Raw genomic sequence first — 25,998 nt, 5'->3', positions numbered from 1 at the left:
CACGGTGTCCTCAAGCGCCGGACGGGCTGATCTCAGCTCGTCCGGGGCTCCGGCGCCTTGGAACCGCCGCTGCCCCGGCCAGCAAAGGCTGGCCGGGGCAGCGGCAGTGGGAAGCGGGGTCGGCTCCCGCCGAGTGCGAACGACTACGCGTCGCCGCCCGCGGCGCCCGGGTCGGCCGCCGCGACGTCGAGGAGCTGGTAGCGGTCGATCGCCTGCTTCAGCGCCGAGCGGTCGATCTTGCCTTCCTTGGCGAGCTCGGTGAGCACGCTGAGGACGATCGACTGCGGGTCGATGTGGAAGAAGCGACGGGCCGCGCCACGCGTGTCCGCGAAGCCGAAGCCGTCCGCGCCCAGCGAGGTGTACGTGCCCGGCACCCAGCGCGAGATCTGGTCCGGAACCGCCCGCATCCAGTCGGACACGGCCACCTTCGGGCCCTCGGCGCCCTGGAGCTTGCTCGTCACGTACGGGACGCGCAGTTCCTCCTCCGGGTGCAGGAGGTTGTGCTCCTCCACCTCGATGGCGTCCTTGCGCAGCTCGTTCCAGGAGGTCGCCGACCAGACGTCCGCCTTGACGTTCCACTCCTCGGCCAGGATCCGCTGGGCCTCGAGCGCCCACGGCACCGCCACACCGGAGGCGAGGATCTGCGCCGGGATGGCGCCCTGCTCACCGGTCTTGAAGCGGTAGAGGCCCTTGAGGATGCCCTCGACGTCCACGTCCGCCGGCTCGGCCGGGTGCTGGATCGGCTCGTTGTAGACGGTCAGGTAGTAGAAGACGTCCTCGGCGTTCTCGCCGTACATCCGGCGCAGGCCGTCCTTCATGATGTGCGCCATCTCGAAGCCGTACGCCGGGTCGTAGGAGACGACGGCCGGGTTCGTGGACGCCAGCAGCTGCGAGTGACCGTCCGCGTGCTGCAGACCCTCACCGGTCAGCGTCGTACGACCGGCGGTCGCGCCCAGCACGAAGCCGCGCGAGAGCTGGTCCGCCATCTGCCAGAACTGGTCACCAGTGCGCTGGAAACCGAACATGGAGTAGAAGACGTAGACCGGGATGAGCGGCTCGCCGTGCGTCGCGTAGGCCGAGCCCGCCGCGATCAGGGAGGCCGTGCAGCCCGCCTCGGAGATGCCGTCGTGCAGCATCTGACCGGTCGGCGACTCCTTGTACGCGAGCAGCAGCTCACGGTCCACGGCCTCGTACTGCTGACCGAGCGGGTTGTAGATCTTCGCGGACGGGAAGAACGCGTCCATGCCGAAGGTGCGGTACTCGTCGGGGGCGATCAGCACGAAGCGCTTGCCGATCTCCTTGTCCCGCATGAGGTCCTTCAGGATGCGGACGAAGGCCATGGTGGTGGCGATCGACTGCTGTCCCGAGCCCTTCTTCGCGGTCGCGTAGGCCTTGTCGTCCGGGAGGGCCAGCGGCTTCGCGCGCACGACGCGGGTCGGCACATAGCCGCCCAGCGAGTTGCGGCGGTCGTGCATGTACTGGATCTCCTCCGAGTCGCGACCCGGGTGGTAGTACGGCGGCAGGCCGGACTCCAGCTCCTTGTCGGCGATCGGGATGTGGAGACGGTCCCGGAAGCGCTTGAGGTCGTCGACCGTCAGCTTCTTCATCTGGTGGGTCGCGTTGCGGCCCTCGAAGTTCGGACCGAGGGTCCAGCCCTTGACCGTCTGCGCGAGGATCACGGTCGGCTGGCCCTTGTGCGCCTTGGCCGCCGCGTACGCCGCGTAGATCTTCTTGTGGTCGTGACCGCCACGGCCCAGGTGCAGGATCTGGTCGTCGGTCATGCCCTCGACCATCTTCCGCAGACGCTGGTCGTCGCCGAAGAAGTGCTCACGGATGTACGCACCGGTCTCGGTGGCGTACGTCTGGAACTGGCCGTCCGGGGTGCTGTTGAGCTTGTTCACCAGGATGCCGTCGCGGTCCTGCGCGAGCAGCGGGTCCCAGGAGCGGTCCCAGACGAGCTTGATGACGTTCCAGCCGGCGCCGCGGAACTGCGACTCCAGCTCCTGCATGATCTTGCCGTTGCCGCGGACCGGGCCGTCGAGACGCTGCAGGTTGCAGTTGACGACGAAGGTCAGGTTGTCCAGACCCTCACGGGCGGCGATCGACAGCTGGCCGAGCGACTCCGGCTCGTCCATCTCGCCGTCGCCCAGATACGCCCACACGTGGGACTTGGAGGTGTCGGCGATGCCGCGCGCCTCCATGTAGCGGTTCATGCGCGCCTGGTAGATCGCACCGAGGGGGCCGAGGCCCATCGAGACGGTCGGGAACTCCCAGAAGTCCGGCATGAGCCGCGGGTGCGGGTAGCTGGACAGGCCGTAGGGGGCCTTGGACTTCTCCTGGCGGAACGCGTCGAGCTGCTGCTCGGACAGTCGGTCCAGCAGGAAGGCACGGGCGTAGACGCCGGGGGAGGCGTGGCCCTGGAAGAAGATCTGGTCGCCGCCGTCGCCCTCGTCCTTGCCACGGAAGAAGTGGTTGAAGCCGACGTCGTACAGCGACGCGGAGGAGGCGAAGGTGGCGATGTGGCCGCCGACGCCGATGCCCGGGCGCTGGGCGCGCGAGACCATCACGGCCGCGTTCCACCGGGTCGCGTTCAGGATCTTGCGCTCGATCTCCTCGTTTCCGGGGAAGAACGGCTCGTCCTTGGTGGCGATGGTGTTGACGTAGTCCGTGCTGCGCATCTCGGGCACGGCCACACGCTTCTCACGCGCGCGCTCGATCAGGCGAAGCATGAGGTAGCGGGCACGTTCCCGGCCTCGCTCATCGACGGCTGCGTCGAGCGAGTCGAGCCATTCCTGGGTCTCTTCGGGATCGAAGTCCGGGACCTGGCTGGGAAGGCCGCCAATGATGATCGGGTTGCGATCGGATCCGGGAGCCACGCTGTTCCTTCGCTGTTCGGGTCGTTGTGCCCTGCACGCAAACGATGCTGCGCACGCGGTCACATACGGTCTTTGCTTATGTCGCGCCGTCCCATCGTGGACCGCGGCGGCGCAAACGTCATCTCTACTGATCGGTAACCACCGCTCGCGAGATGAAGCGCCGAAGGCCGACCGACGCGCGGCAGCCAAATCGCAACCATACGCCCCCTATGGGGGTCGTCCGCGTACGGCCGTTCGGACCCGATTGCCGTAATCGTGCGGTGCAACTTCACAAAACCGACAGAACGCTGTGTCATGAATCACTCGCCCGTGCTCTTCCATGGTTGGAGTTGCGGCGAGACGTCAACGTTTGGGCGGGGTGGAGGGCCGGGTACTTGCGCGAACCGCCCGTCACGTGTGGACTACCGCCAATGACTCGCGTAAAGCGAGGAACACAAGACATTTTCTCGAAACAAGACAGGAGGCAATCCGTGAGCGCGACCGCGGACCACGCGGAGGAGCGGACCAACCCTGCCGCCAGGCTGGGTTTCCAGCCCGGACAGGTGGTCCAGGAGATCGGCTACGACGACGATGTCGATCAGGAGCTCCGCGAGGCCATTGAGGAAATCACCGGCCAGGATCTCGTCGACGAGGAATACGACGACGTGGCCGACGCCGTCGTCCTCTGGTTCCGCGACGAGGACGGCGACCTGACGGACGCGCTCGTGGACGCCATCGGCCTGCTCGAGGACGGTGGGGACATCTGGCTGATGACGCCCAAGACCGGCCGCGACGGCTACGTCGAGCCGAGCGACATCAACGAGGCGTCCCGGACCGCCGGCCTGAGCCAGACCAAGAGCATCAGCGTGGCCAAGGACTGGACCGGCACCCGCATGGTCGCCCCGAAGCGCTGACCCTCCGGGGCCGGCCTTCCCGCCGCCGAGCACGACCACCGCGCCCCCCGGCAGCACCGCTGCCGGGGGGCGCGGTGTATCGCGCGGGGGGCGCAGTGACACACTGGCCGCAACCCGCCGGCGGGTGAGGCCGTGATCGACCGCACCGGGGCCGGCATTTTGTCGAGACGAGGGATGCGAACCCATGGCGATTGAGGTCGGCACCAAGGCCCCGGACTTCGAGCTGAAGAACCAGCACGGCGAGACCGTCCGGCTCTCCGACTTCCGTGGTCACAAGAACGTCGTACTGCTCTTCTACCCCTTCGCGTTCACCGGCGTGTGCACCGGTGAGCTGTGCGCCCTGCGCGACGAGCTGCCGCAGTTCGCCAACGACGACGTGCAGCTGCTCGCCGTCTCCAGCGACTCCCCCTTCTCGCTGCGCGTCTTCGCCGAGCAGGAGGGCCTGGAGTACCCGCTGCTGTCCGACTTCTGGCCGCACGGCGAGGCCGGCCGCGCCTACGGCGTCTTCGACGAGGAGAAGGGCTGCTCGGTCCGCGGCACCTTCATCATCGACAAGGAGGGCGTCGTCCGCTGGACGATCGTCAACGGCCTGCCGGACGCGCGCGACCTGAACGAGTACACCAAGGCGCTCGCCGCCCTCTGACCCGGCCGGTGATTCGTCCGGCGGGCGACTGATATGCGCCCGCCGTCCGTTTCGCTGTAGTTTGAGTCACTCCGGGGGCAATCCGAGCGCTCTCCGCGTGCCCTTGAGTGCAAGACCCTGTAATCGGTGGGAACCGGTCACTAGGATCAAAACGTTGATCGGATGCCATCGCACAACGGGGGCGCAGGTCTCGCCGAGTGGTTCCGGCCCCCTCAACCAATGGAGGACTCGTGGGAGTCAGTCTCAGCAAGGGCGGCAACGTCTCGCTGACCAAGGCGGCCCCGAACCTGACCGCGGTCATCGTCGGTCTCGGCTGGGACGCCCGTACCACCACCGGTACGGACTTCGACCTGGACGCCAGTGCCCTGCTGGCGAACGACCAGGGGAAGGTCACCAACGACCAGAACTTCGTCTTCTTCAACAACCTCAAGAGCCCCGACGGCTCCGTCGAGCACACCGGTGACAACCTCACCGGTGAGGGCGAGGGGGACGACGAGGTCATCAAGGTCAACCTGGCCGGCGTCCCGGCCGATGTGCAGAAGATCGTGTTCCCGGTCTCCATCTACGAGGCCGAGTCGCGCACGCAGAGCTTCGGCCAGGTGCGCAACGCGTACATCCGCGTGGTCAACGCCGCCGACAACAACGAGCTGGCGCGCTACGACCTGAGCGAGGACGCCTCGACCGAGACCGCCATGGTCTTCGGTGAGCTGTACCGCAACGGCGCCGAGTGGAAGTTCCGGGCCATCGGCCAGGGCTACGCCTCCGGCCTGCGCGGCATCGCCCAGGACTTCGGCGTCAACGTCTGACCTCGGCGGTCGCACCCGACCGATCCTGATCGCGGCCGGCGCCGCACACCCGCCCCAGGCCTTCGCCATGGGCCGGGAGTGCGGCGCCGGACGCGCATGGACACCCATCTCGTTTCATCTCGGGGAGGAACCAAGATCATGGGCGTAACGCTCGCCAAGGGAGGCAATGTCTCCCTCTCCAAGGCCGCACCGAACCTCACCAACGTGACCATCGGCCTCGGCTGGGACGCGCGCTCCACCACCGGAGCCCCCTTCGATCTCGACGCCAGCGCGCTGCTCTGCGCGAGCGGCCGGGTGCTCGGCGACGAGTACTTCGTCTTCTACAACAACCTCAAGAGCCCCGAGGGCTCCGTCGAACACACGGGCGACAACCTCACGGGTGACGGCGACGGCGACGACGAGTCGATCATGATCGACCTCACCCAGGTGCCGGCGACCTGCGACAAGATCGTCTTTCCGGTCTCCATTCATGACGCCGATGCCCGTGGCCAGAGCTTCGGCCAGGTCAGCAACGCCTTCATCCGCGTGGTCAACCAGGCCGACGGCGCCGAGCTGGCGCGCTACGACCTGAGCGAGGACGCCTCCAGCGAGACGGCGATGATCTTCGGCGAGGTCTATCGCTACGGCGGTGAGTGGAAGTTCCGCGCGGTCGGACAGGGGTACGCGTCGGGACTGCGGGGCATCGCTCTAGACTTCGGGGTCAACGTTTCGTAAAGCCGCGCACCGCGCGGGGGACCTCGTACTTACACGATTGGGTAGCCAGTGGTTCTGAAAACCTTCGGTTGGTCCTTCGGCATCACCGCCTTGGGACTGGTCGCAGCGTGGTTCTACGGGGGGTGGGAAGCGTTCGGGATCGTCGCGATCCTGTGCGTCCTCGAGATCTCGCTGTCCTTCGACAATGCCGTGGTCAACGCCGGAATCCTGCAGAAGATGAACGCCTTCTGGCAGAAGATCTTCCTCACCATCGGTGTTCTGATCGCAGTCTTCGGCATGCGGCTGGTCTTCCCCGTCGTCATCGTGGCGATCAGCGCCAAGGTCGGCCCCATCGAGGCCGTCGATCTCGCGCTGAGCGACAAGGACCAGTACGAGCAGCTGGTGACGGACGCCCACCCGGCGATCGCGGCCTTCGGCGGGATGTTCCTGCTGATGATCTTCCTTGACTTCATCTTCGAGGACCGCGACATCAAGTGGCTGGGCTGGCTGGAGCGCCCGCTGGCGAAGCTCGGCAAGATCGACATGCTGTCGGTCTGCATCTCGCTGATCGTCCTGATGATCTCGGCGATGACCTTCGCGACGCAGGCGCACCAGCACGGCGGCACGCACGTCGACAAGGCGGCCACGGTGCTGCTCGCCGGCGTCGGTGGTCTGATCACCTACCTGATCGTGGGCGGCCTCTCCGGCTACTTCGAGGGCAAGCTCGAGGAAGAGGAGGAGCGCGAGCACGAGCTCGAGGAAGAGGCCAAGAAGACCGGCAAGAAGGCCCCGGCCATCGTGCTCGCCGGCAAGGCCGCGTTCTTCATGTTCCTCTACCTCGAGGTGCTCGACGCGTCCTTCTCCTTCGACGGTGTCATCGGCGCCTTCGCCGTCACCAACGACATCGTCCTGATGGCGCTCGGCCTCGGTGTCGGCGCCATGTACGTCCGGTCCCTCACCGTCTACCTGGTCCGCCAGGGCACCCTGGACGACTACGTCTACCTGGAGCACGGCGCGCACTACGCGATCGGTGCGCTGGCCCTCATCCTGATGGTCAGCATCCAGTACCAGATCCCCGAGGTCGTCACCGGAGGCATCGGCGTGGCGCTCATCGCGCTGTCGTTCTGGTCCTCCGTGCGCCGCAACCGCGCCCTCGCGAGGAACGGTGACCCGGGCTCCGGCGACAAGGCCGAGGTGCCGTCCGGCGTGTGACCGGGGCATAAACGAGGAACGCTCTAAGCGGGGCGGTCATGAGGCGAGTCCTCGTGGCCGCCCCGCTCGCGGTTTCGGGGTGCGATTCGGGGCGAAACAGGGTGGGGGTTGAGGAATGGAGTTCCGGGACAGGCTTTTCGGCAACTGGGGGCGTGCGAGCGCACGGCAGTTCGACACCAGCGGCACCAACGGATCGGTGGAGCTGACCAAGCGCAATCCCACCTTTTCGCTGACCAAGCAGGGCGCCCTTTCGGGCAATCTGCGGGTCAATCTCTCCTGGCGGATGCGGACCTCCGACTTCGGGGACCGGCCCGCCTTCGGCACCGGGCTGCGTCATCCGTTCCGCAAGTTCCGACCGGAGATGGTGCAGGCGCAGGGTCCCGCCATGGTCAATGTGGACCTCGACCTCGCCTGTATGTATGAACTCCAGGACGGTGCGAAAGGCGTGGTGCAACCGCTCGGCAACATACTGGGCAGTCTCAACAACGCGCCGTACGTCCAGCTCAGCGGGGACGACCGGTTCGGCTCCGGGTCCGGCGAGACGATCTACGTCAACATGGACCACCGGGACAAGATCAAGCGTCTGCTGATCTTCGTCTATATCTACGACGGCACCCCGGCGTTCGACCGTACGCACGCCTTGGTGACGCTCTTCCCCGGCAACGGGCCCCAGATCGAGATCGCGCTCAACGAACGCGCCCCCGAGGCCCGCTCCTGCGCCGTCGTGATGCTGGAGAACATCAAGGGCGAGATCATCCTGCGGCGCGAGATGAAGTACGTCTACGGCTTCCAGGCGGAGCTGGACCGGTTGTACGGCTGGGGTCTGCAGTGGGGCAGGGGGTACAAGAAGACGAAGGTGTGAGCGGGGGTTTGGGTGAGCAGCGGCCCCGCTCACGTCTGGGCTCGGCCGCCCCTGGCCGGGTCAGCCGTGCCTGACCGGTTGAGCAGCCCTCACCGGTTGAGCGGCTCTCACCGGTTCTGCTGGAACTGCGGACCCTGCGGCGGCAGCCTGAAGGCCGGGTCGGGCACGGGGCGCGCCTGCGGATACCCGTAGGACGGCTGGTGCGGCTGCTGCTGCGGGTAGCCGTAAGCGGGCTGCCCCGGCGGCTGCGCCGGGGGCGGGGTGACGGGCGCCGGGGGCTGCTGCGGGTAGCCGTACGCGGGCGCACCCGTCGCGGCGGGCGCGTGGGCCGACGGGTGCTGCGGGTAGCCGTACGCGGGCTGGGCGGCGGGCACCGACGGCGGCACCGGCGGCGGTGCGGTGGGCGGCGGCGGGTAGCCGTAGCCGGGCGCCGACGTGGACGCGGGCGGCGTGGCAGGGGGCTGCGGGGCCGGCACGGGCTCGGAGGCGGGCGCCGGGACGACCGCCTGGGTCGTGTCGTCCGTGGCGGGGCCCTGTGCGCCCTGTGCGCTCTCCGGGGCGTCCGTGGCCCGTGCGGGGGCCGGGGTGGCCTCGGGCTCGGGTGCGGGCACAGGCGCGGGCTCCGGCGCGGCCGTGTCCTCGGCGCCCTCGGACTCCTCCACGGAGATCCCGTACTCGGTGGCCAGGCCGACGAGCCCGGACGCGTAGCCCTGTCCCAGTGCCCGGAATTTCCAGCCCTCCCCGCGGCGGTACAGCTCTCCGCAGAGCATCGCGGTCTCGTCGCCCGTCTCCGGCTGCACCTCGAAGACCGCCACGGGGTCCCCGGAAGGCGGTGACGGCTGTGTGCCGCCGGCCGTGTCGTACAGCAGCACCCGCAGGTCCCGGACCTGGCCGAAGGCACCGCCGTCCGCCGACGCGGCCAGGACGACGCGGTGCACCGAGGCGTCCAGCATCGCCAGATCGGCCTCGATCGAGTCCGTCAAGCCCTCGACCAGCCGCTTTTTCGGCAGATGACGGACCAGTCCGGACGGGTGCCGTGGCTGGTTGTAGAAGACGAAGTCCTCGTCCGATCGCACACGCCCCTCGTCGCCCAGGAGCAGCGCCGAGGCGTCCACGTCCGGGACGCCCGGGCCGGGAGTCCAGCGCAGTACGGCCCGTACGGTCCGGGCCTCCACCGGGATGTTCGACCCCTTCAGCATCGCGTGCGTCATGCCCGCAATCCTGCCCTCCCGCATGGGCCGCGGACAACGTCGGGGGGCGTTACGCCGCCGTCGTCGGTAACACTGGACACCGGAAGGACCCACGTGAGTCATGAGATCGTCATGGACTTGGGGAACTCTTGACCCAATGCCGGACGTACCATAATCGGCCATGCTTCCGGCTGGACGGCCGGTGGAGCCGCAGCCACGGGGAGAGCGATGAGGCACTTCGGACATCTTGCGCCTGTGGTGCGGAATGGATTGTTCCACCAGGAGCCCGCGGAATTCGGTGCGGATTCCCCGGCCCGTACGCTCGCCGTCGCCCTCGGCGCCACGCTCTACAGCCCCGGCACGCGGCCCGCGCTCGCCCGGGACATCCTCAAGCAGGCCGAGCGCGGTGTGGTGTCCATGGTCCTGTGCCTGGAGGACTCCATCGGTGACGACGAGGTGGCCGGCGCGGAGGAGAACCTCGTCCGGCAGTTCGCCGAGCTGGCCGCCGCCGGTGCGGCCGGTCCGGCCGGTGGTGGCGTGCCGCTGCTGTTCGTCCGGGTCCGTGAGCCCCGGCAGATCACCGACCTCGTGCGACGGCTCGGCCCCGCCGGGCGGCTGCTGTCCGGATTCGTCCTGCCGAAGTTCACCGAAGAGCGCGGGGTGCCCTTCCTCGAAGCGCTGACGGAGGCGGAGAACGCCTGCGGCCGACGGCTGTTCGCCATGCCCGTCCTCGAGTCGCCCGAGCTGCTCCACCTGGAGACGCGGACCGAGGCGCTGGCCGGGATCGCCCGCACCGTCGAGAAGTACCGGGACCGGGTGCTGGCGCTGCGCCTCGGCGTGACGGACTTCTGCTCCGCGTACGGGCTGCGCAGAGCACCCGACATGACCGCCTACGACGTCCAGCTCGTCGCCTCCGTCATAGCCGACGTCGTCAATGTACTCGGCCGCGCGGACGGCAGCGGCTTCACCGTCACCGGCCCGGTCTGGGAGTACTTCCGGGTGCCGGAGCGGATGTTCAAGCCGCAGCTGCGCCGCAGCCCCTTCGCCGGCCCGGCCGAGGCGCTGCGCACCGCCCTGATCCGGCACGACATGGACGGCCTCCTCCGCGAGATACAGCTCGACCGGGCCAATGGCCTCCAGGGCAAGACCTGCATCCACCCCTCGCACGTCGCGCCCGTGCACGCGCTCTCGGTCGTCAGCCACGAGGAGTTCAGCGACGCCCAGGACATCCTGCGGCCGGAACGCGACGGTGGTGGAGTGCTGCGCTCCGCCTATACGAACAAAATGAACGAAGTGAAGCCGCACCGGGCCTGGGCCGAGCGGACCCTGCTGCGCGCCGAGGTGTTCGGCGTCGCGCGGGAGGACGTGAGTTTCGTGGAGCTGCTGGCGGCGGGTGTACAGACCGGATGAGCCGGATGAGTACGAAGCACGAGCGTAAGGACGGTATGGGGAACGACGGCGTGGTGTGGTCGGGGCAGTGGGTCGCGGACCGGCTCGGGGTCGGGCTGGAAGGTGACGCCGCACTGCCGGAACTGCTGGGGCTCGCGCTGCGGCGCAACCCCAAGCGGGCGCATCTGCTCGTCTCCAACGTGCTGGGCAAGCACGTCCCCACGAGTCCCCGGGCCGTGTACGGGCCCGGGCTCGCTCTCGGCCGACGGGTGCGGGAGCTGCTGGGCGACGCGGCTGCCGCGCGGGCGGTCGTGCTGGGTTACGCCGAGACCGCCACCGGGCTGGGCCACTCCGTGGCGGACGGCATCGGGCTCGCCCCGTATCTGCACTCCACCCGGCGTCCCGTGCCGGGCGTCGCGCCCGTCGGTGGCTTCGAGGAGGAGCACAGCCACGCGACCTCGCACCTGCTGCTGCCGGAGGACCCGGAGTTGCTGTCGGGCGACGGCCCGCTGGTCCTGGTGGACGACGAGTTCTCCACGGGCCGCACGGTCCTGAACACCATCGCCGCCCTGCACGCGCGCTTCCCCCGCGAGCGGTACGTGGTCGTGGCCCTGGTCGACATGCGGTCGGACGAGGACCGGGCCGGTCTGGCGTCGTTCGCGGCGGGGCTGGGGGCGCGGGTGGATCTCGTGGCCCATGCCTCGGGGACGGTGCGGCTGCCGGAGGGCGTGCTGGCGCGGGGACAGGAGCTGGTTGCGGAGCACGAGGCGGCTGCGGCTTCTTCGGAGGCCGAGGCGAGCGAGGAGCGGCGACGCGGCCTCCGGGGTGGGGGTCCGGGGCCGTATATTTACGGGCCCGGCACCCCCGAGCGCGATGGCGCCCCCACATCGGGCCCGCAAATACACGTCAGCGCCCCGGACCCCCACCCCTCCGACCCCGCCGCCTCCCGTCGTTCTCCGGCCGCCCCCGTGCGTGTCGATCTCGGCTGGCCCGACGGGTTGCCCGACGGCGGTCGGCACGGCTTCACGCCCGTCCATCGGGAGCTGTTGGAGGCGGCGCTGCCCGCGATGGCCGGCCGGATTGCCCGGGCCCTGCCGTCGGATGCCTCGCGGGTGCTTGTCCTGGGTAACGAGGAGTTGATGTACGCACCCCTGCGGCTCGCCGACTCCCTTGAGCGCATGTCGTCCGACATCTCCGTGAGCTACTCCACCACCACCCGCTCACCCGTCCTCGCCGTCGACGACCCCGGCTACGCGATCCGCACCCGCATCCGTTTCCCCGCGCACGACAACCCCGCCGACGGCCCCGGCGAGCGGTACGCCTACAACGTCGCCGGTGCTGGCTTCGACGCCGTCGTGGTTGTTGTCGACTCCGTTGGTGATTCTTCTGAACTCGCCGCTCCCGGTGGGTTGTTGGACGCGCTGTCGGAATTCATTCCGAGTGTTCTGTTGGCTGTTGTGCCCTCTTACGATCCCGCCCACCGACAGGTGTCGTCCATGCCCGAGCCCCTCCGCGGCCCCGCGTTCTCCTCGTACGCCCCCGACGAGGTCGGCTGGCTCCTCCAGGACCTGTCCGGCGTATCGCTCGAAGCGCCCACCGAGGAGCGCGAGGAGGCGATCCAGAGCGGCGGCGCGCACTACGCGGAGTCCCTGCCCGTCGAGTACCAGCCGAGCGCGGACTACCAGGCGCTCTTCCACTCCGCACTCGACGCCTCCGCGTCCCGGATGGCACGGGCGGTCGGCGTGGTCACCGAGACCGTGCTCGCCGAGCGGTCGCCCCGCCCGGTGCTGGTCTCGCTGGCCCGCGCCGGTACGCCCGTGGGTGTGCTGATGCGTCGCTGGGCGCGGCACGCGCACGGCCTCGATCTGCCGCACTACGCCGTCTCCATCGTCCGGGGGCGCGGCATCGACACCACGGCCCTGCGCTGGCTCGCCGCCCACCACGACCCGGCCGATGTCGTCTTCGTCGACGGCTGGACCGGCAAGGGCGCGATCACCCGCGAACTGGCCGACGCCCTTGAGGAGTTCGAGGGCTTCGACCCCCGGATCGCCGTGCTCGCCGACCCCGGCCACTGCGTCGAGACCTACGGCACCCGCGACGACTTCCTCATCCCGTCCGCGTGCCTCAACTCCACCGTCTCGGGGCTGATATCCCGGACCGTCCTGCGCGCCGACCTCGTCGGCCCGCACGACTTCCACGGCGCCAAGTTCTACCGCGAGCTGGCCGGCACCGATGTGTCGGGAGCCTTCCTCGACACCGTCTCCGCCCGCTTCGACGAGGTCGGTGAGGACGTCACCGCCGACGTCAAGGAGCTCGCCGCCACCGACCGCACGCCCACCTGGGAGGGCTGGGCGGCCGTCGAGCGGATCAGCGAGGCCTACGGCATCCACGACATCAACCTCGTCAAGCCCGGCGTCGGCGAGACCACGCGCGTCCTGCTGCGCCGCGTCCCGTGGAAGATCCTCGCCCAGCGCGGCGTCGGCGCGGACCTCGACCACGTGCGGCTGCTGGCCGCGCAGCGCGGGGTGCCGGTGGAGGAGGTCGACGGCCTGCCCTACAGCTGCGTCGGCCTGATACACCCCCGCTACACCCGGGGCGCGACCGGTGCGGACGGCAAGGCGGTGGCGGCCAAGTGACTGTTCTCGTCGCCAGCGACCTCGACCGGACCCTGATCTACTCCGCCGCGGCCCTCGCCCTCGGCATGCCGGACGCGCAGGCGCCGCGCCTGCTGTGCGTCGAGACGTACCAGCACAAGCCGTTGTCGTATCTGACGGAGACCGCGGCCATCCTGCTGGACGAACTCGCCCGCACGGCCACGTTCGTGCCCACCACCACCCGCACGCGCGAGCAGTACGGGCGGATCCGGCTGCCCGGGCCCGTGCCCGAGTTCGCGATCTGCGCCAACGGCGGGGAGCTGCTCGTCCGGGGCGAGTCCGACCGGGACTGGCGGGCGGGGGTGGAGCGGCGGCTCGCCGACGAGTGCGCGACGCTCGACGAGGTCCGCGCGCATCTGGTGCGGACCGCCGACCCGGCGTGGCTGCTCAAGGAGCGCACCGCCGAGGACCTCTTCGCCTACCTCGTCGTGGACCGGCCGCTGCTGCCCGACGAGTGGGTCAAGGAGCTCTCCGTGTGGGCCGAGGAGCGCGGCTGGTCCGTCTCCCTCCAGGGCCGCAAGCTCTACGCCGTGCCGAAGCCGCTGACCAAGAGCGCCGCCGTCGCCGAGGTCGCACGCCGGACGGGTGCAGTTGAGGTGCTCGCCGCCGGTGACTCGCTGCTCGACGCCGACCTCTTGCTGGTCGCCGACCGCGGCTGGCGGCCCGGCCACGGCGAGCTGGCGGATGCCGGCTGGACCGCGCCGCACGTCACCGCGCTGGAGACGAAGGGCGTGGCGGCGGGCGAGGAGATCCTCCGGGCGTTCGGCGCGGTGGTCGGCCCGGGATTCCGCCCGTAGGGGAGCGGGCTGCGGCTAGGCTCGCGAAGGGGCTCGGCCGGTGCGTCCGGCCGGTGCCCCGCTGATGCGTACTTTCTTCTACCGGCAAGCCGAGGAGATCGTCCGATGGAGATCAAGAGGCCACCGCTCACCCCCGAGCTCTACACGTACGTACTCGCTCACAATCCCGCGCTCGACGCGTCGCAGCGCGCCCTGGTCGACATCACCCACACCGCACTGCCCGGTGAGGCCGTCAAGCAGATCGCCGAGGAACAGGGCCCGCTGCTGGCCTTCCTCGTACGGCTCACCCGGGCCCGGCACATCGTGGAGGTCGGCACCTTCACCGGTCTGTCGGCGCTGTCCATGGCCCGGGCGCTGCCCGCCGACGGCACGCTGATCACCCTGGACATCTCGGAGGAGTGGACGGCGTACGCGCGGGAGGCGTGGGCCAAGGCCGGGGTGGACGACCGGATCGAGCTGCGGATCGCGCCCGCCCTGGACTCCCTGCGCGCGATGCCCGCCGAGCCGCACATCGATCTCGCGTTCATCGACGCGAACAAGGACGGCTACATCGACTACTGGGAGGAGATCGTGCCGCGGCTGCGCCCCGGCGGTCTCGTCGTGGTCGACAACGTCCTCTTCGCCGGCGAGGTCGTCGCCCCGGCCGCCGGGAGCATGGCCGCGTCGGTCGACGCGTTCAACGAGCACGCGGCGGCCGACGCGCGGATGGAGTCGGTCATGCTCACCGTCGCGGACGGGCTGACCCTGGCGCGCCGGGTGGACTGACGCCGGTCTCAGCCGCAGCAGCCCCCTCCACAGCAACCGCCGCCTCCGCCGCCGCCCGACGGCGGAGCGGACGGCGCGGCGCCGCCGGTCACGGCGACGGTGGACAGCAGCTTCACGGTGTCCGTGTGCCCTTCGGGGCAGCTCGCGGGGGCGCCGGACTCGGCCATGGGCCGGTTGAGTTCGAAGGTGTCACCACAGGCTTTGCAGCGGTATTCGTAGCGAGGCATGCGGGCAGCATAACGAGCCGGTGGGCCGGGGCGGCGGCCGATGGCCACGGCGCCTCAGCGGCCGCGCTCCTCGCGGATCTCCTGGACCACACGGGCGACGGAGACCCGTACCGCCTCGGTCTCGGTGAGGAAGTGCCACCAGTCGGGGTGGCGGCCCTCCAGGCCCGCGACCGCCCGGTCCAGCCGGGCCACCGCGTCGTCCAGGGGGCGGGCGTGCCGCGGGTCCGGGGTGCTGCGGCCGGCCATCGCGAGCCGCTGCGCGTCGCGGATCGCGAAGCGGGTCCGGTCGACCTCCTTCTGGTGGTCGAACGACACCTCGTCCAGCCGGCGCAGCCGCTCGCCCGCCGCCGAGACGGCCTCCTCGGTGGTGTTCAGCAGGGCCCGTACGGTCGCGAGTCTCGCCGTGGCGTCCGGCCAGCGCTGCTCGTCGCGCGCGGTCCGCGCCTCGGCCAGCTTCTCCTCCGCCTGCCGGACGGCGCGCTCGGCCTCCTCCGGCACCTGCTGGAGGTCCTGCCAGCAGGCGGCGCTGTAGCGGCGGCGCAGCTCGCTGAGGACGGGGGCGACGCCTGCGGCGCGCGTGGTGATCGCCTGTGCGCGCGTACGCAGCGAGACGAGCCGTTTGTCGAGGTCCGCGGCCTTCTGCGGCAGGTGGTCGGCCTCGCCGCGGATGGCCTCGGCCTCCCGCAGCACCCGGTCCGCGCGCTGGATGGTCTCCTGCACGCCGTGCTGCCCGGCGCCCTGGTTGAGCTTGGTCAGCTCGGGGGAGAGCGCGGCGAGCCGCGCGGCCAGGTCGTCGGCCTTGATCCCGGAGGCCCGGACGGCGTCCAGCGCGTTACTGGCGGCGAGCAGCCCCTGCCGGGCCCGCTCGACGGCCGGCGCGAGCCGTGCCAGCTGTGTCTCCGCCGTGCCCAGCAGCGGCCCGAGGCTCTGCCCGAACCGCTCCAGCTCGGCCTTGACCCGGTCCAGCTCGTCCTTGGCCCGGGTCAGATCGCCCCGCGCGCGGGCGGCGGCCGCGCCGTCGAGGCCCTCGCGGTCCAGGTCGTGCGCGTCGACGGCGGTGATGTAGGCGTGGGAGACCTGGTCGATGCGCTGCCCGAGGTCGGCGAAGTCGCCCGCCGCCTTGCGGGCGGCGGGGGAGGAGTCGACCGCGGTGATCGTCTCGATGGAGATCCGCAGATCGCGCTGCGCGGTGTCCAGCTCGTAGAACGCCGCGGCGGCCGCGTCCTTGGCCGCCTGCGCGTCCGCCCGCTGCTCCTCGCCGCGGCCCCAGCCCCAGCGGCGGGTGCCCCCGCCGGCGAAGGCGGCGGGCGCCATGGCTACCAGCAGCGGGAGCGGCAGCAGCGCGAGCGCCACCGTCTCCCGGGCGACGGCCGCCACAGCGCTGAAACGGCGACGTGCCGGTCGTACGGACTGCGCGAAGGTCGCCGTCACTTGCCCTCTCCCGATGGATCGCCCCAGGCCCGGATGCCATTCTCCCACCCGTTAAGGACGAACACACGGGCCGGTTAGTTCGCGGATCGCACCGTGACTTCGCCGTTCTGGGTGCGCGCGGTCACCTTGCGGTGGCTGGCGCTGTCGCGGGGGACATCGACATCGACCTTGCCGTTCTGGCTCTCCGCGATGACGTCGTACGTGGTGCGGGGCAGCTCGACCTTCGTCGCGCCGTTGTCGCTGGAGACCTCCACCCGGTCGGGGACGCGGGTCAGCGCGAGGCGCACCGCGCCGTTGGAGGAGACCGCCTTCACCTGCTGGGGAGCGACGCGGGCGGCGACGACGTCGCCGTTCGAGGACTTGAGGTCGAGGTTCCCCTTGGAGTCCGCGATGTCGATCTTCCCGTTGTCGGTGTGGACCTTGAGGTCGGTCTCGAAGCCGCGCGCCCGCACCTTGCCGTTGTCGTCCCGCACGGTGACCTTCACCCCGCGCGGCACCTCGATGCGGTGCTTCGACGCGCAGTTGTTCATCAGCCCGTCGCAGTGCTCCCGCAGCTTGAGCGTGCCGTCCTCCATCGCCCAGGTCGCCTTCGACTCCCCGCCCACGGTCCACCCGTCGAACCACCGGGTGACCTTGAGGTCCTTGATCTTCGCGTCGACGGTCACCAGCTCGAGCTCGGAGTTGTCCGCGTCCACGGTCAGCTCCTGCCCCTCCAGCGAGAACGTCCGCCGCTCCGGCTCCGCGTCCTCGGCATGGGCCCCGCCGCACCCGGTCATCGTGACCCCGGCGGCCAGCACCGTACCGACGACGAGGGACAGACGGACGGCGGCGCGGCGACGAGAGCGGGGAAGCACGTGGGACTCCGTGGGTTCGGCATCGGGACTTCGGGGTGCTCCCCGACTCTAGATACCGGCGGCCGGTGGGCGGCATGTAGCCCACTCCCTGCTTCGGGGTGGGGTTATCCCCACCCCGACCGGGGTTTGCGGGGATACGGGCCGGGCCATGTAGGCTGTCACCTCGTTCGGGGCGCATAGCTCAGCGGTAGAGCGCTGCTCTTACAAAGCAGATGTCGGCGGTTCAAATCCGTCTGTGCCCACAGATGAAATAGCAGGTGAGAACCTGTTTCAGGCCCTCGGTCCATCCGGACCGGGGGCTTTTTCATGATCGCCCACTTGGAACCTCGTCGGCTGGCCGGGCGAGCGGCGAGAAGCGCGCCGCTTCCGGCAGCCCTGGCACTGGCAGATGTTCTTCGTGACCTGGTCGCCGTGGACCGTGCCCACCAGCAGGGCGCCCTCCTTGTACCTGGGCCGCCGCGCCGGAGGCCGAGGGCGGGTTCGCTCCCCACGTCTCCATTGCCTACAGCAATGCGGAAGGCCCGGCGTCGCTGGTGGCGGATGCCCTGTGGGGTGAGCCGGCCTGGGGCGGCTCCGGCGGCCTCCGGGGCCATTTTCTTGATCCGGGGCCACCTCCGCCCCGCCCCCATCTGCGAGGCTGAGCCCCCTCTGCTGGTTCGCCTTATGAAAGGCCCCCATGTTGCAGAACGTCTGGAAGCGCTACGGCCTCGTCGTGGCCGCGGGCACCGTGTGCATCGTCGTCAACGCCCAGGGCGTCGGGCCGTTATGGTTCACCGGGCTCGGCCTGGTCGTCGTAGGTCTGCTGATGCGCCGGGCGATGACCCTCGCGCAGCGGCCACCACGTGACGAGGCCCCGCCGCTGGCGCTGGAGGTGCCTGTGAGCGGTCGGTGGATGGCGCGCAACGGGCCCGCCACCAAGGTGCCCAGCCATACGCACAATCTCGCGCAGACCTACGCCATCGATCTGGCCCGTCGGCCGGCGCCGGAGCCCGTGTGGTTCTGGCCGGTGGCGCGGCGGCCCGAGGCGTATCCGGCGTTCGGGGAGGTGCTGCTCGCCCCGGCGGACGGGCGGGTGGTGGCCGCCGGGGACGGGCAGCGGGACCATCTGTCGCGGTCCTCGCTGTTCGGAGTGCTCTACGTGGTCGCGGAAGGGTTCGTGCGCTCCCTCGGGTTTCCCCGGCATCTGCTGGGCAACCACCTCGTCCTCGAACTCGGCGACGGGGTGTACGCGGTCTTCGCGCACCTGCGGCGCCGCTCGCTGAAGGTGGCCGTGGGTGACCGGGTCACGGCCGGGCAGCCGCTGGCGGAGTGCGGTAACTCGGGGAACTCCACGGAGCCCCATCTGCACTTCCAGCTCATGGACGGGCCCGACGTCGCCTCCGCCCACGGCCTGCGCTTCAGCTGGCGGTACCAGGACGACGACGGGCAGGAGCACGACGGTGTGCCCGCCGACAACACCTGCTTCAGCCCCGCCCGGGCCGGAGCGGCCGACCGGCCGGACCCTTACGCGCCGTAGCCGGGTTGCAGGACGAAGCGAACCAGCCGGACGCGGCCGTCGGGGGCGAACTCGCCGAAGGCGAAGACCTCTTGGCGCCGCGACGGCTTCCCGTCGTGGCTCGTGGTGTAGCGGGCCGCGAAGCGATTGCCCTCGCGCAGCGTCTCGTGCACGTCCACCGGGTAGGTGTGGCCCATCTTCCGGCCCTCCTCCAGGGCCTTCAGGACGCCGGAGCGTTGCATCACCTTCCCGCCGACCTGGTGCAGCGCGTCGGGGGTGTGGAAGCGGTCGTGGGCCTCGGCGGCCGGGACCGCCGGGTCGTACCCGGCGGCGTAGAAGGCCCGCAGGTAGTGCGCCGGGTCCTGGGCCGGGGTCGGCTCGGCCCCGGCGGCGGGGGGCGGCGCCGGGGTGGTGCCCGGCGCGGGGCGGGCGGCGGCGTCGAACGGGTCGTCCTTGCCCGGGCCCGACCAGCCGGCACGGCCGGCGGAGAAGATGTCGGTACGGGCCACCCGCCCGTCCTCGGCCAGCTCGGCGAAGACGGCCGTGTCGGTGGCGCTCTGGACCTTCCACAGCATGGGCGTGCCGATGGTGTACCGGGCGGCGGCCCGGTTCCCCTCCACGGTCACCTCGTGGATGTACAGCTCGTGGGGCGCGCCGAGGGAGCGCCGGGAGCGGACGCCGTGCAGGACCTTCTTCCGGTCCCACTCGCGGCCGTTGACCCGGTGGGTGCCGTCGGGCAGGTGGTAGCGGTCCCAGACCTCCTCGACCGGGTCCTTTCCGTCGAAGGCGTCGGCGTGGTAGGCGCGGAGGTATCCGGCGAAGTCCTCCGCGGCGGTGGGGCGGTGCGTGCTGCTCATGGTGCTCTCCTGGTGTTCTCGATGGGGATGGCACCGCCCTCGGGCCCCAGGGGCGGCGTTGTGGCGATACGGAATTCGCGGCGGAGGGCGGCCCGGGCGGCGAAGTGGCCGCACATGCCGTGCACACTCGGGCCGGGCGGCGTCGACGCGGAGCACAGATACACCCCGGGCAGGGGGGTGCGGTACGGATTCCAGGCGGGCGTCGGTCGCAGGAGCGACTGGGTGAGCGTGATGGCTCCCGCGCCGATGTCGCCGCCGGGGTAGTTCGGGTTGTACCGCTCGTACTCGGCCGCCGGGATGCCGCGCGCCGCGAGGACCGTGTCGGCGAAACCGGGCGCGTACCGCTCGATGCGGCGGGTGATCAGCGGCACCGGGTCCCGGGTGTCGCCGTTGGGCACGTGCGCGTAGGCCCACACCGGGCGGCGGCCCCCGACGGCACGGCCCGGGTCGGTCACGGCCGGGTCGACCAGCAGCACGAACGGCTCCTCGGCGGCCTCGCCCCGGGCGGCGGCGTTCTCCGCCGCGAGCGTCTCGGCGCGGGTGCCGCTCAGGTGCACGGTCCCGGCCCGGCCCACTTCGGGATGCGCCCAGGGGATGGGCTCGCTGACGAGGAAGTCGGCCTTCGCCGCGCCCGGCCCGTAGCGGAAGCGCTCCAGCGCCCGGCGGTAGCGCGGTGGCAAGCGGTCGCCGGCCAGTGCCAGCAGACCGCGCGGCGTGGTGTCCAGCATGACCACCTTGGCGTCCAGCTCCGCGAGGTCGGTGACCCGGTGGCCGGTGTGCAGCACACCGCCGTGCGCCAGCAGATCGTCGGCCAGCGCCTCGGCCAGGCGGACGCTGCCGCCCTCCGGCAGGGGCCAGCCGGTCGCGTGCGCCAGATGCCCGAGCAGCAGCGAGATGGCACCCGCGGGCAGGCTGGGCAGTCGGCCCACCGCGTGCGCCGCGACGCCGGTGAGCAGCGCGCGGGCACCCTCGGTGCGCAGTCCGCCGCCCCGCAGGAGGTGGTCGAGCACGCGGGGGCCGAGCAGCAGCGGGACCGCCGGGTCGGACGGCAGGGACCGCTGCCCGGACAGCAGGAAGTCGGTCACTCCCGTGCTGTGCCGCACCAGTGGCTCCATCAGCCGGCGCCAGCGCCCGCCGTCCGGGCCGAGCCGGGCGCAGGTCCGTGCCAGGTCGCGGTAGGCGAAGGCGGCGTCGCCACCGTCCAGCGGGTGCGCGTAGCTGATCGGCGGCTGGAGCAGGCGGACGCCGCGGGCCGCGAGGTCGAACTCGCGGAAGAACGCGGACGCGGCCGCCATCGGGTGCACGGCCGCGCAGATGTCGTGCCACACCTCGGAGTCGAACAGCGCCTCGCCGCGCAGACCGCCGCCGACCGTGGCGGCCTGCTCGTGGACGTGCACGGTCAGCCCGGCGCGTGCCATGGTGACGGCGGCGGCCAGACCGTTCGGGCCGCTGCCGACGACGGCGACGTCGGCGCGCGTCATGTGAGCGCGTCCTCGGCCGCGAACTGCTGGGTGGCCAGCCGCCGGTAGACCTCGTCGGACGCGATGAGCTCCCGGTGGGTGCCGATCGTCCGCACGCGCCCCTCCTCCATCACGATGATGCGGTCGGCCTGCACGACGGTGGACAGTCGGTGCGCGATGGCCAGCACGGCGCATTCGCCGGCGGCTTCCGCCATCGTGTCGCGCAGCGCGGCCTCGGTGTCGCTGTCCAGGTGCGCGGTGACCTCGTCCAGCAGGATCACCTCCGGCCGTTGCAGCAAGGTGCGGGCGATGGCCAGGCGTTGCCGCTGGCCGCCCGAGAGCCCGGCGCCACGCTCACCGAGCTCCGTGTCGAGCCCGTCGGGCAGAGCGGCGACGAAGTCCTCAAGGCTCGCGAGCCGCAGCGCGCGGGCGATGTCCTCGGCACCGGCCCCGGGGTTCGCATACGTCAGATTCTGGCGGATCGTGCCGCGCAGCAGCGGCGCGTCCTGCTCGACGTAGCCGACCAGCGACCGCAGTTCGGCGAGCTTCAGGGTGGCGGTGTCATGGCCCGCGACATGGATGGTGCCGGAGTCCGGCCGGTGGAAACGCTCGATGAGCTGGAACGTCGTCGTCTTCCCGGCGCCGGAGGGACCGACGATCGCGGTCAGGCCGCGACGCGGCAGGCTGAACGAGACGTCCCGCAACACCGGGACGTTCTCCTGGTAGGAGAAACCGACGCCCTCGAAGCGGACCGCGGGGGCCGACTCCGAGGCGGCCGCGCGCTCCCGCCGCTCCCCGGGATCCGCCTCCTCTTCCTCCTGCGGAATGGCCCCCAGCTCCGTCACGCGCTGGATGGCGGCGCGGCCCTGCTGGATCTGGCCGATCGCCATGAACAGCATCACCAGCGGCGACACCACGTAGAAGAGGTACATCACGAACGAGGTGAGGTCGGCGGGCGACAGTGACCCGGTGGCGACCCGGGCCATGCCCCAGGAGATGACGACGGCGAGCGAGAGCTGCGTGCCGACGTTCATCGCCGGGGTGAGCAGCGAACTGAACCCGGTGACCCGGATCCCGCTGTGCCGCACCCGGTCGGCCAGCCGCGCCAGCTCCTCGGTCTCCCGTTCCTCGGCGCGGGAGGCCTTGACCGTGGTGATGGCGCCGAGCACGCGCTGGAGCCCCGAGCCGAACGCGCCGATGTTCTCCCGGTTCTTCAGGGCGGCGATGCGCACCTGGCGGGCCAGCAGCAGCGCACCGCCGCTGGCCAGCCCGAGACAGCCGACCGTGGCCAGCAGCAGCTTCCAGTCGAGCAGGGCCATCAGCACGATGCCGCCGGCCACCATGAAGACGGAGGTGACCACCTGCGCCAGCGCCTGCGCGATGACCAGACAGGCGATGGAGGTGTCGGACACGGTGCGCGCGAAGACATCACCGTGCTCCAGGCGCGAGAAGGCGGGGAACTGGCTGCGCAGCAGCCGGCCGCCCAGGACGCGCCGGGCGTCGAAGACGATGTTCTCGCCGGCCCGGCCGATCGCGTAGGCGTGTCCGGCGTTCAGTGCCGCGTCCGCGACGAAGAACAGCGCGATGAACGTGACGGTCCAGGCGATCGGCTTGTCCAGGGCCACCGCCTCGATCAGCCGGCCCAGCATCCAGGGCTGGGCGAGCGTGGCCGCCGCGCCGACCAGGCCCATGCCGACGCCGATGATCAGCAGGACCTGGTGGCGGCGGACTATCTCCCGGAGATTCATGCGGACTTGGTGTAGGACGCGACGAACAGACCGGCCGCGGGGGCGTACGCGGTCCGCTGCCAGTCACTGTAGTGACCCTCGGGCCGCAGCCCGGCGTCCCGCGCGTAGCCGTCCACCTCGTCGGGGGTGAGCAGGCGCACGGCCTCGGTGCCGATGCGGTGGGTGCCGTCCGCCTCGAACCACACCGTGGACACCTGCCAGATGCGGTTGTCCATCAGGAGCGTGGCGTGCATCTGGATGCCCGTGTTCGGCTCCGGGTAGGGCACGAATATCGTGGTGCGCGTCTGTCCCTCGTGCTGGGCGACGATGCCCGGCCGGTTGTGCGTCTCGACCACCAACCGGCCGCCGGGCCGCAGCAGTTCGGCCGCGCGGGCGATGGCCTCCCGCTGCCCCTCGGGGTCGAGGATCTGCGCGAGCGTGGAGCAGACGCAGTAGACCAGGCCGTAACTCCGCTCACCGCGGTAGGTCCGGATGTCGCCGAGCTCGGCGGTCACCTCACCCTCGTCGGCCTTCTTCTCCAGGGCCGCCAGCATCTCCCGCGAGGAGTCCACCCCGGTGACCGGGCCGACGCGGTGCGACAGCGGCAACGCGATCCGGCCGGTCCCGACGCCGAACTCCAAGGTGCCCGAGGCCGGGTCCGGGTGGAACCCGGCCAGGGCCTCGACGGCGACCCGCGTGGCGGCGTCGTCCTGGAAGACACGGTCGTACCAGCCCTCGAACTGCTTGCCGTAGCCGATGTCCGCGATCGTCATGGGTTCTCCGTTTCTGTGTGCGTGGAACCCCCGTGGCAGGGGTCCCGGTCTCAGGCGGCCCGCAGGAAGCCCGGTGAGACGGGGTTCATCGCCTGATAGGTGGAGACGTAGAGAACCTCGGGGTCCTCGCTGTCGTCGTGCCCGCTGGCGCGCACCACGGAGAACTGGAAGCCGCGCACCTCGGAGACGTTCGGGGCGTCCCTGATCTGCTTCCTGATGAACTCGGCGAGGACCCGGAAGGGCGGCGATCCGGTGGGGTCCTCGCCCTTGGCGATGTTCTTGATGATGGCGCTGCAGATGTCGAACACCGCCTTTTCCGTACGGCGGGACGAGAACCAGAACGCCTGGATCATCCTGCGGTCCTGGATCAGGTCGAGCTCGATCCAGGGCGACGTCTCACGGTTCTCGTCGAGCGTGCGGTAGAGGTAGTGGTAGTCGTGCGTCGCGGGGTTCGGCGCGAAGAACTTCCAGTTCGGCACGAGGGAGAACAGGTCCTTCTCCCGCCCGCGCTCGAAGGCCGGATGCGGATGCTGCGCGGACAGCGTCGTCAGTAACAGGGCCGCGCCCGCGAGCCGGGTCAGGGCGCCGGGACCGGTGAAGGCGTCCTTCAGCAAGGTGGTGGCGTTCACTTCGTCTCACTCGCCTTTCCCGGGAGTTCCCCGGCCGGGGCCTCGGCGGCCGGCGCGGGCGGCAGGCAGTGCCCGTCCACGAAGTCCGCGATGAGGTCCGCCGCGGTACGCGCGTGCCGGGCGTCGGTCAGGATCGTGTCGTGCCCGCCGCGCTCGACGACGGTGACGTCGCCGTGCCGGTCGGCCGCCCGGTGGGCCCGGACGATGTCGTGGTACATCAGCAACTGCTCGGGATCGATGTCGACCGTCACCTGTGCCGCGACGACCAGGCCCGGGGCCGGCACCGGGGGCAGGTCCCCTTCGAAGGACTGGAACTCCTCGCGCACGGCCTTCCACTCCCGGGCCGCCGCCGTCCACAGCCGTGAGTCGGTGTAGAGGGCGAACGCCTTGTCCCGGTAGGCGTAGGGCAGATGGTCCACCCAGCGGGGGCGCGTCATCAGCGAGCCGAAGCCCAGCTTCGTCCAACGCGCCATGTCCGTCATGGAGTCGGTGAAGAGCTCGCTGCCCTTGCGCTGCTTGTCCGACCGGATGAGCTGCGCCGGGTGCGAGGGGTCGAGATAGACGACACCGGCCACCCGGTCGCCGAGCTGCGCCACGGCCCGCCGGTTCAGCTCCGCGCCCAGGGAATGCCCGACGAGCACCACCTTGCGGTCCTCGGGCAGGGCCTGACGGATCAGGTCCACCAGGTCGTCCACGGACTCCTGGATGGTGTACGGGGACTCCTTCACCCGGCGGCTCGGGCCGTAGCCGGCGCGGGCGTAGGTCACCACGGGCTGGCCCCGGTCGAACGCCAGCCGCTCGACGATCCACGCGAAGTGCTCGGTGGTCGAGGCGAGGCCGTGGTTGAAGACGAGGACCGGGCGGTCGGCGATGTCCCGGCCACCGGTGTCGTACCGCAGGACGTTGCCGTAACGCGTGGTGACGGTACGGGAGTTCGGCCAGCCCTCCACGGCGCGGGCCCGCCGCTGCGTAGCCAGCACGGCCGAGGCGGTGACGCCGCCGGCCAGCAGCACCAGCGCGGTCTTCACCATCCGGTCGTCCCGGCCGGCGACCACCGGCAGCGTCCGGGGCGCGGTGGTGTAGGCCACCATGGGGTGCATCGCGGGGAACGCGGTCATGAACCGGCCCAGGCCCATGACGAACGCGTTGGCGATATGGAAGCCGCCGGCCGCGCCGATCATCGGCCGGGTCAGCTTTCCCCCGGCCAGATAGACGACGGGGAAAAGGCATTCCATCGCCAGGACCGCGTGCTGCGTGAGCTTGCTGGCCCGGGGATAGCGCTGCGTCAGCCGGTACGCGCGCTCGAAGCCGTAGGTGCGGGTCCGCAGCACGCCGGGCAGGGCCGAGCCGTCACGCCACTTCGTGCCCGCCAATTTCGCCCAACCGGACGTCGCGTAGGACATGTTGGCCTGGATCGCGAGATACCACATCAGGGCATCCTTGACCTGCGGGCTGTTCGACAGCCGGGCGAGCCCGGTGACCGCCTGCACCTGCGTGGCGACCTGGTCCGAGCCGTCCGTACCGTAGCGGTGGCGGGCCTGCAGAAGCGTGGTGGAGACCCCGAGGTACAGATTGCCCGCCGCCCGCCACTTGCTGTTCCCCGGCAGCAGCATGCCCAGGCTGCAGGCCGCGCGCGTGGCGTGCAGGGCCAGTGTGGTGCGCCTGCCGCTCACGGCGTCGGTGAGCTTCTGCACGGCCGGAATCTTGCTCTCCGGCGTCTGCTTCATGATTTCCCAGTCATTGAGCCCGCCGGGGCCCAGATTCC

At 70.7% G+C, this 25,998-nt stretch carries 22 protein-coding genes and 1 tRNA gene; 12 read left to right on the top strand and 11 right to left on the bottom strand.

Going from position 1 to position 25,998, the window contains the following annotated elements:
• Nucleotides 1-143 precede the first annotated feature (143 nt).
• Nucleotides 144-2,876 (bottom strand): pyruvate dehydrogenase (acetyl-transferring), homodimeric type, encoded by a 2,733-nt coding sequence (gene aceE / locus AB8O64_RS11815; RefSeq protein WP_370419114.1) that lies wholly within the window; start codon nt 2,874-2,876, stop codon nt 144-146.
• A gap of 470 nt (nt 2,877-3,346) precedes the next feature.
• Here aceE and AB8O64_RS11810 point away from each other — a divergent pair, with 470 nt between their 5' ends.
• The 6 genes from AB8O64_RS11810 (at nt 3,347) to AB8O64_RS11785 (ending at nt 7,985) form a co-directional block, all read left to right on the top strand.
• Nucleotides 3,347-3,769, top strand: a complete 423-nt coding sequence (locus AB8O64_RS11810; protein ID WP_370419113.1) for a DUF3052 domain-containing protein — start codon at nt 3,347-3,349, stop codon at nt 3,767-3,769.
• A gap of 184 nt (nt 3,770-3,953) precedes the next feature.
• Nucleotides 3,954-4,412 carry a peroxiredoxin gene (locus tag AB8O64_RS11805; RefSeq protein ID WP_130877593.1) on the top strand — a complete coding sequence of 153 codons (459 nt, stop codon included), beginning with the start codon at nt 3,954-3,956 and terminating at the stop codon, nt 4,410-4,412.
• 230 nt (nt 4,413-4,642) lie between these two features.
• Entirely contained in the window at nt 4,643-5,218 is a 576-nt protein-coding gene (locus AB8O64_RS11800) for a TerD family protein (protein ID WP_130877592.1), read from the top strand.
• 138 nt (nt 5,219-5,356) lie between these two features.
• Nucleotides 5,357-5,932, top strand: a complete 576-nt coding sequence (locus AB8O64_RS11795; protein WP_370419112.1) for a TerD family protein — start codon at nt 5,357-5,359, stop codon at nt 5,930-5,932.
• Nucleotides 5,933-5,980: 48 nt separating this feature from the next.
• Nucleotides 5,981-7,123, top strand: coding sequence for a DUF475 domain-containing protein (locus tag AB8O64_RS11790; RefSeq protein WP_370419111.1), 1,143 nt, complete (start codon nt 5,981-5,983; stop codon nt 7,121-7,123).
• A gap of 115 nt (nt 7,124-7,238) precedes the next feature.
• Nucleotides 7,239-7,985: a Tellurium resistance gene (locus tag AB8O64_RS11785; protein ID WP_370419110.1), complete on the top strand. Its 747-nt coding sequence runs from the start codon at nt 7,239-7,241 to the stop codon at nt 7,983-7,985.
• 107 nt (nt 7,986-8,092) lie between these two features.
• On the opposite strand, the gene AB8O64_RS11780 is transcribed toward AB8O64_RS11785, so the two are convergent.
• Nucleotides 8,093-9,196: a TerD family protein gene (locus AB8O64_RS11780; protein ID WP_370419109.1), complete on the bottom strand. Its 1,104-nt coding sequence runs from the start codon at nt 9,194-9,196 to the stop codon at nt 8,093-8,095.
• A 207-nt stretch (nt 9,197-9,403) separates the two neighbouring features.
• Between AB8O64_RS11780 and AB8O64_RS11775 the strand changes: the two genes are divergently transcribed.
• From AB8O64_RS11775 to AB8O64_RS11760, 4 genes are all read left to right on the top strand, one after another.
• Nucleotides 9,404-10,585 (top strand): HpcH/HpaI aldolase/citrate lyase family protein, encoded by a 1,182-nt coding sequence (locus AB8O64_RS11775; protein WP_370419108.1) that lies wholly within the window; start codon nt 9,404-9,406, stop codon nt 10,583-10,585.
• Between the two features lie 35 nt (nt 10,586-10,620).
• Nucleotides 10,621-13,200: a phosphoribosyltransferase gene (locus AB8O64_RS11770; protein ID WP_370419107.1), complete on the top strand. Its 2,580-nt coding sequence runs from the start codon at nt 10,621-10,623 to the stop codon at nt 13,198-13,200.
• Nucleotides 13,197-14,015 (top strand): HAD family hydrolase, encoded by an 819-nt coding sequence (locus AB8O64_RS11765; protein WP_370419106.1) that lies wholly within the window; start codon nt 13,197-13,199, stop codon nt 14,013-14,015. The genes AB8O64_RS11770 and AB8O64_RS11765 overlap by 4 nt, the downstream gene beginning before the upstream one ends.
• Nucleotides 14,016-14,120: 105 nt before the next feature.
• On the top strand, nt 14,121-14,780 hold the full coding sequence (locus AB8O64_RS11760) for an O-methyltransferase (protein WP_370419105.1): 660 nt from the start codon (nt 14,121-14,123) through the stop codon (nt 14,778-14,780).
• A gap of 8 nt (nt 14,781-14,788) precedes the next feature.
• On the opposite strand, the gene AB8O64_RS11755 is transcribed toward AB8O64_RS11760, so the two are convergent.
• The 3 genes from AB8O64_RS11755 to AB8O64_RS11745 form a co-directional block, all read right to left on the bottom strand.
• A complete protein-coding gene (locus AB8O64_RS11755) occupies nt 14,789-15,007 on the bottom strand; it encodes a zinc ribbon domain-containing protein (RefSeq protein WP_130877583.1) in 219 nt (72 codons plus the stop codon).
• Nucleotides 15,008-15,061: 54 nt separating this feature from the next.
• Complete coding sequence (locus AB8O64_RS11750; RefSeq protein ID WP_370423847.1) at nt 15,062-16,321, bottom strand: hypothetical protein; 1,260 nt, start codon at nt 16,319-16,321, stop codon at nt 15,062-15,064.
• A gap of 191 nt (nt 16,322-16,512) precedes the next feature.
• Entirely contained in the window at nt 16,513-17,292 is a 780-nt protein-coding gene (locus tag AB8O64_RS11745; protein WP_370419104.1) for a DUF4097 family beta strand repeat-containing protein, read from the bottom strand.
• Between the two features lie 170 nt (nt 17,293-17,462).
• On the opposite strand from AB8O64_RS11745, the gene AB8O64_RS11740 reads away from it, so the two are divergent.
• Together AB8O64_RS11740 and AB8O64_RS11735 are read left to right on the top strand one after the other, a co-directional pair.
• Nucleotides 17,463-17,534, top strand: a tRNA-Val gene (locus AB8O64_RS11740).
• 434 nt (nt 17,535-17,968) lie between these two features.
• Complete coding sequence (locus AB8O64_RS11735) at nt 17,969-18,808, top strand: M23 family metallopeptidase (protein ID WP_370419102.1); 840 nt, start codon at nt 17,969-17,971, stop codon at nt 18,806-18,808.
• On the opposite strand, the gene AB8O64_RS11730 is transcribed toward AB8O64_RS11735, so the two are convergent.
• Genes AB8O64_RS11730 through AB8O64_RS11705 form a run of 6 tightly spaced genes read right to left on the bottom strand, consistent with a single transcriptional unit; the run spans nt 18,796 to nt 25,960 of the window.
• Nucleotides 18,796-19,644 carry a nuclear transport factor 2 family protein gene (locus AB8O64_RS11730; RefSeq protein ID WP_370419101.1) on the bottom strand — a complete coding sequence of 283 codons (849 nt, stop codon included), beginning with the start codon at nt 19,642-19,644 and terminating at the stop codon, nt 18,796-18,798. The two genes, AB8O64_RS11735 and AB8O64_RS11730, sit on opposite strands and share 13 nt — an antisense overlap.
• On the bottom strand, nt 19,641-21,125 hold the full coding sequence (locus AB8O64_RS11725) for a phytoene desaturase family protein (RefSeq protein WP_370419100.1): 1,485 nt from the start codon (nt 21,123-21,125) through the stop codon (nt 19,641-19,643). The genes AB8O64_RS11730 and AB8O64_RS11725 overlap by 4 nt, the downstream gene beginning before the upstream one ends.
• The gene (locus tag AB8O64_RS11720; protein WP_370419099.1) at nt 21,122-22,852 is read right to left on the bottom strand and encodes an ABC transporter ATP-binding protein; all 1,731 of its coding nucleotides are present in this window, start codon (nt 22,850-22,852) and stop codon (nt 21,122-21,124) included. Before AB8O64_RS11720 ends, AB8O64_RS11725 begins: the two co-directional genes overlap by 4 nt.
• Nucleotides 22,849-23,604 carry a class I SAM-dependent methyltransferase gene (locus AB8O64_RS11715; protein ID WP_370419098.1) on the bottom strand — a complete coding sequence of 252 codons (756 nt, stop codon included), beginning with the start codon at nt 23,602-23,604 and terminating at the stop codon, nt 22,849-22,851. The genes AB8O64_RS11720 and AB8O64_RS11715 overlap by 4 nt, the downstream gene beginning before the upstream one ends.
• 50 nt (nt 23,605-23,654) lie before the next feature.
• A complete protein-coding gene (locus AB8O64_RS11710; protein WP_370419097.1) occupies nt 23,655-24,233 on the bottom strand; it encodes a hypothetical protein in 579 nt (192 codons plus the stop codon).
• Nucleotides 24,230-25,960, bottom strand: a complete 1,731-nt coding sequence (locus tag AB8O64_RS11705) for an alpha/beta fold hydrolase (protein ID WP_370419096.1) — start codon at nt 25,958-25,960, stop codon at nt 24,230-24,232. Before AB8O64_RS11705 ends, AB8O64_RS11710 begins: the two co-directional genes overlap by 4 nt.
• Nucleotides 25,961-25,998 lie beyond the last annotated feature (38 nt).

This window comes from Streptomyces sp. QH1-20 (assembly GCF_041283565.1).
GTDB lineage: Bacteria > Actinomycetota > Actinomycetes > Streptomycetales > Streptomycetaceae > Streptomyces > Streptomyces syringius.
Note: the sequence above shows the minus strand (reverse complement) of the source record. Positions and strands in the feature narration are given on the sequence as shown.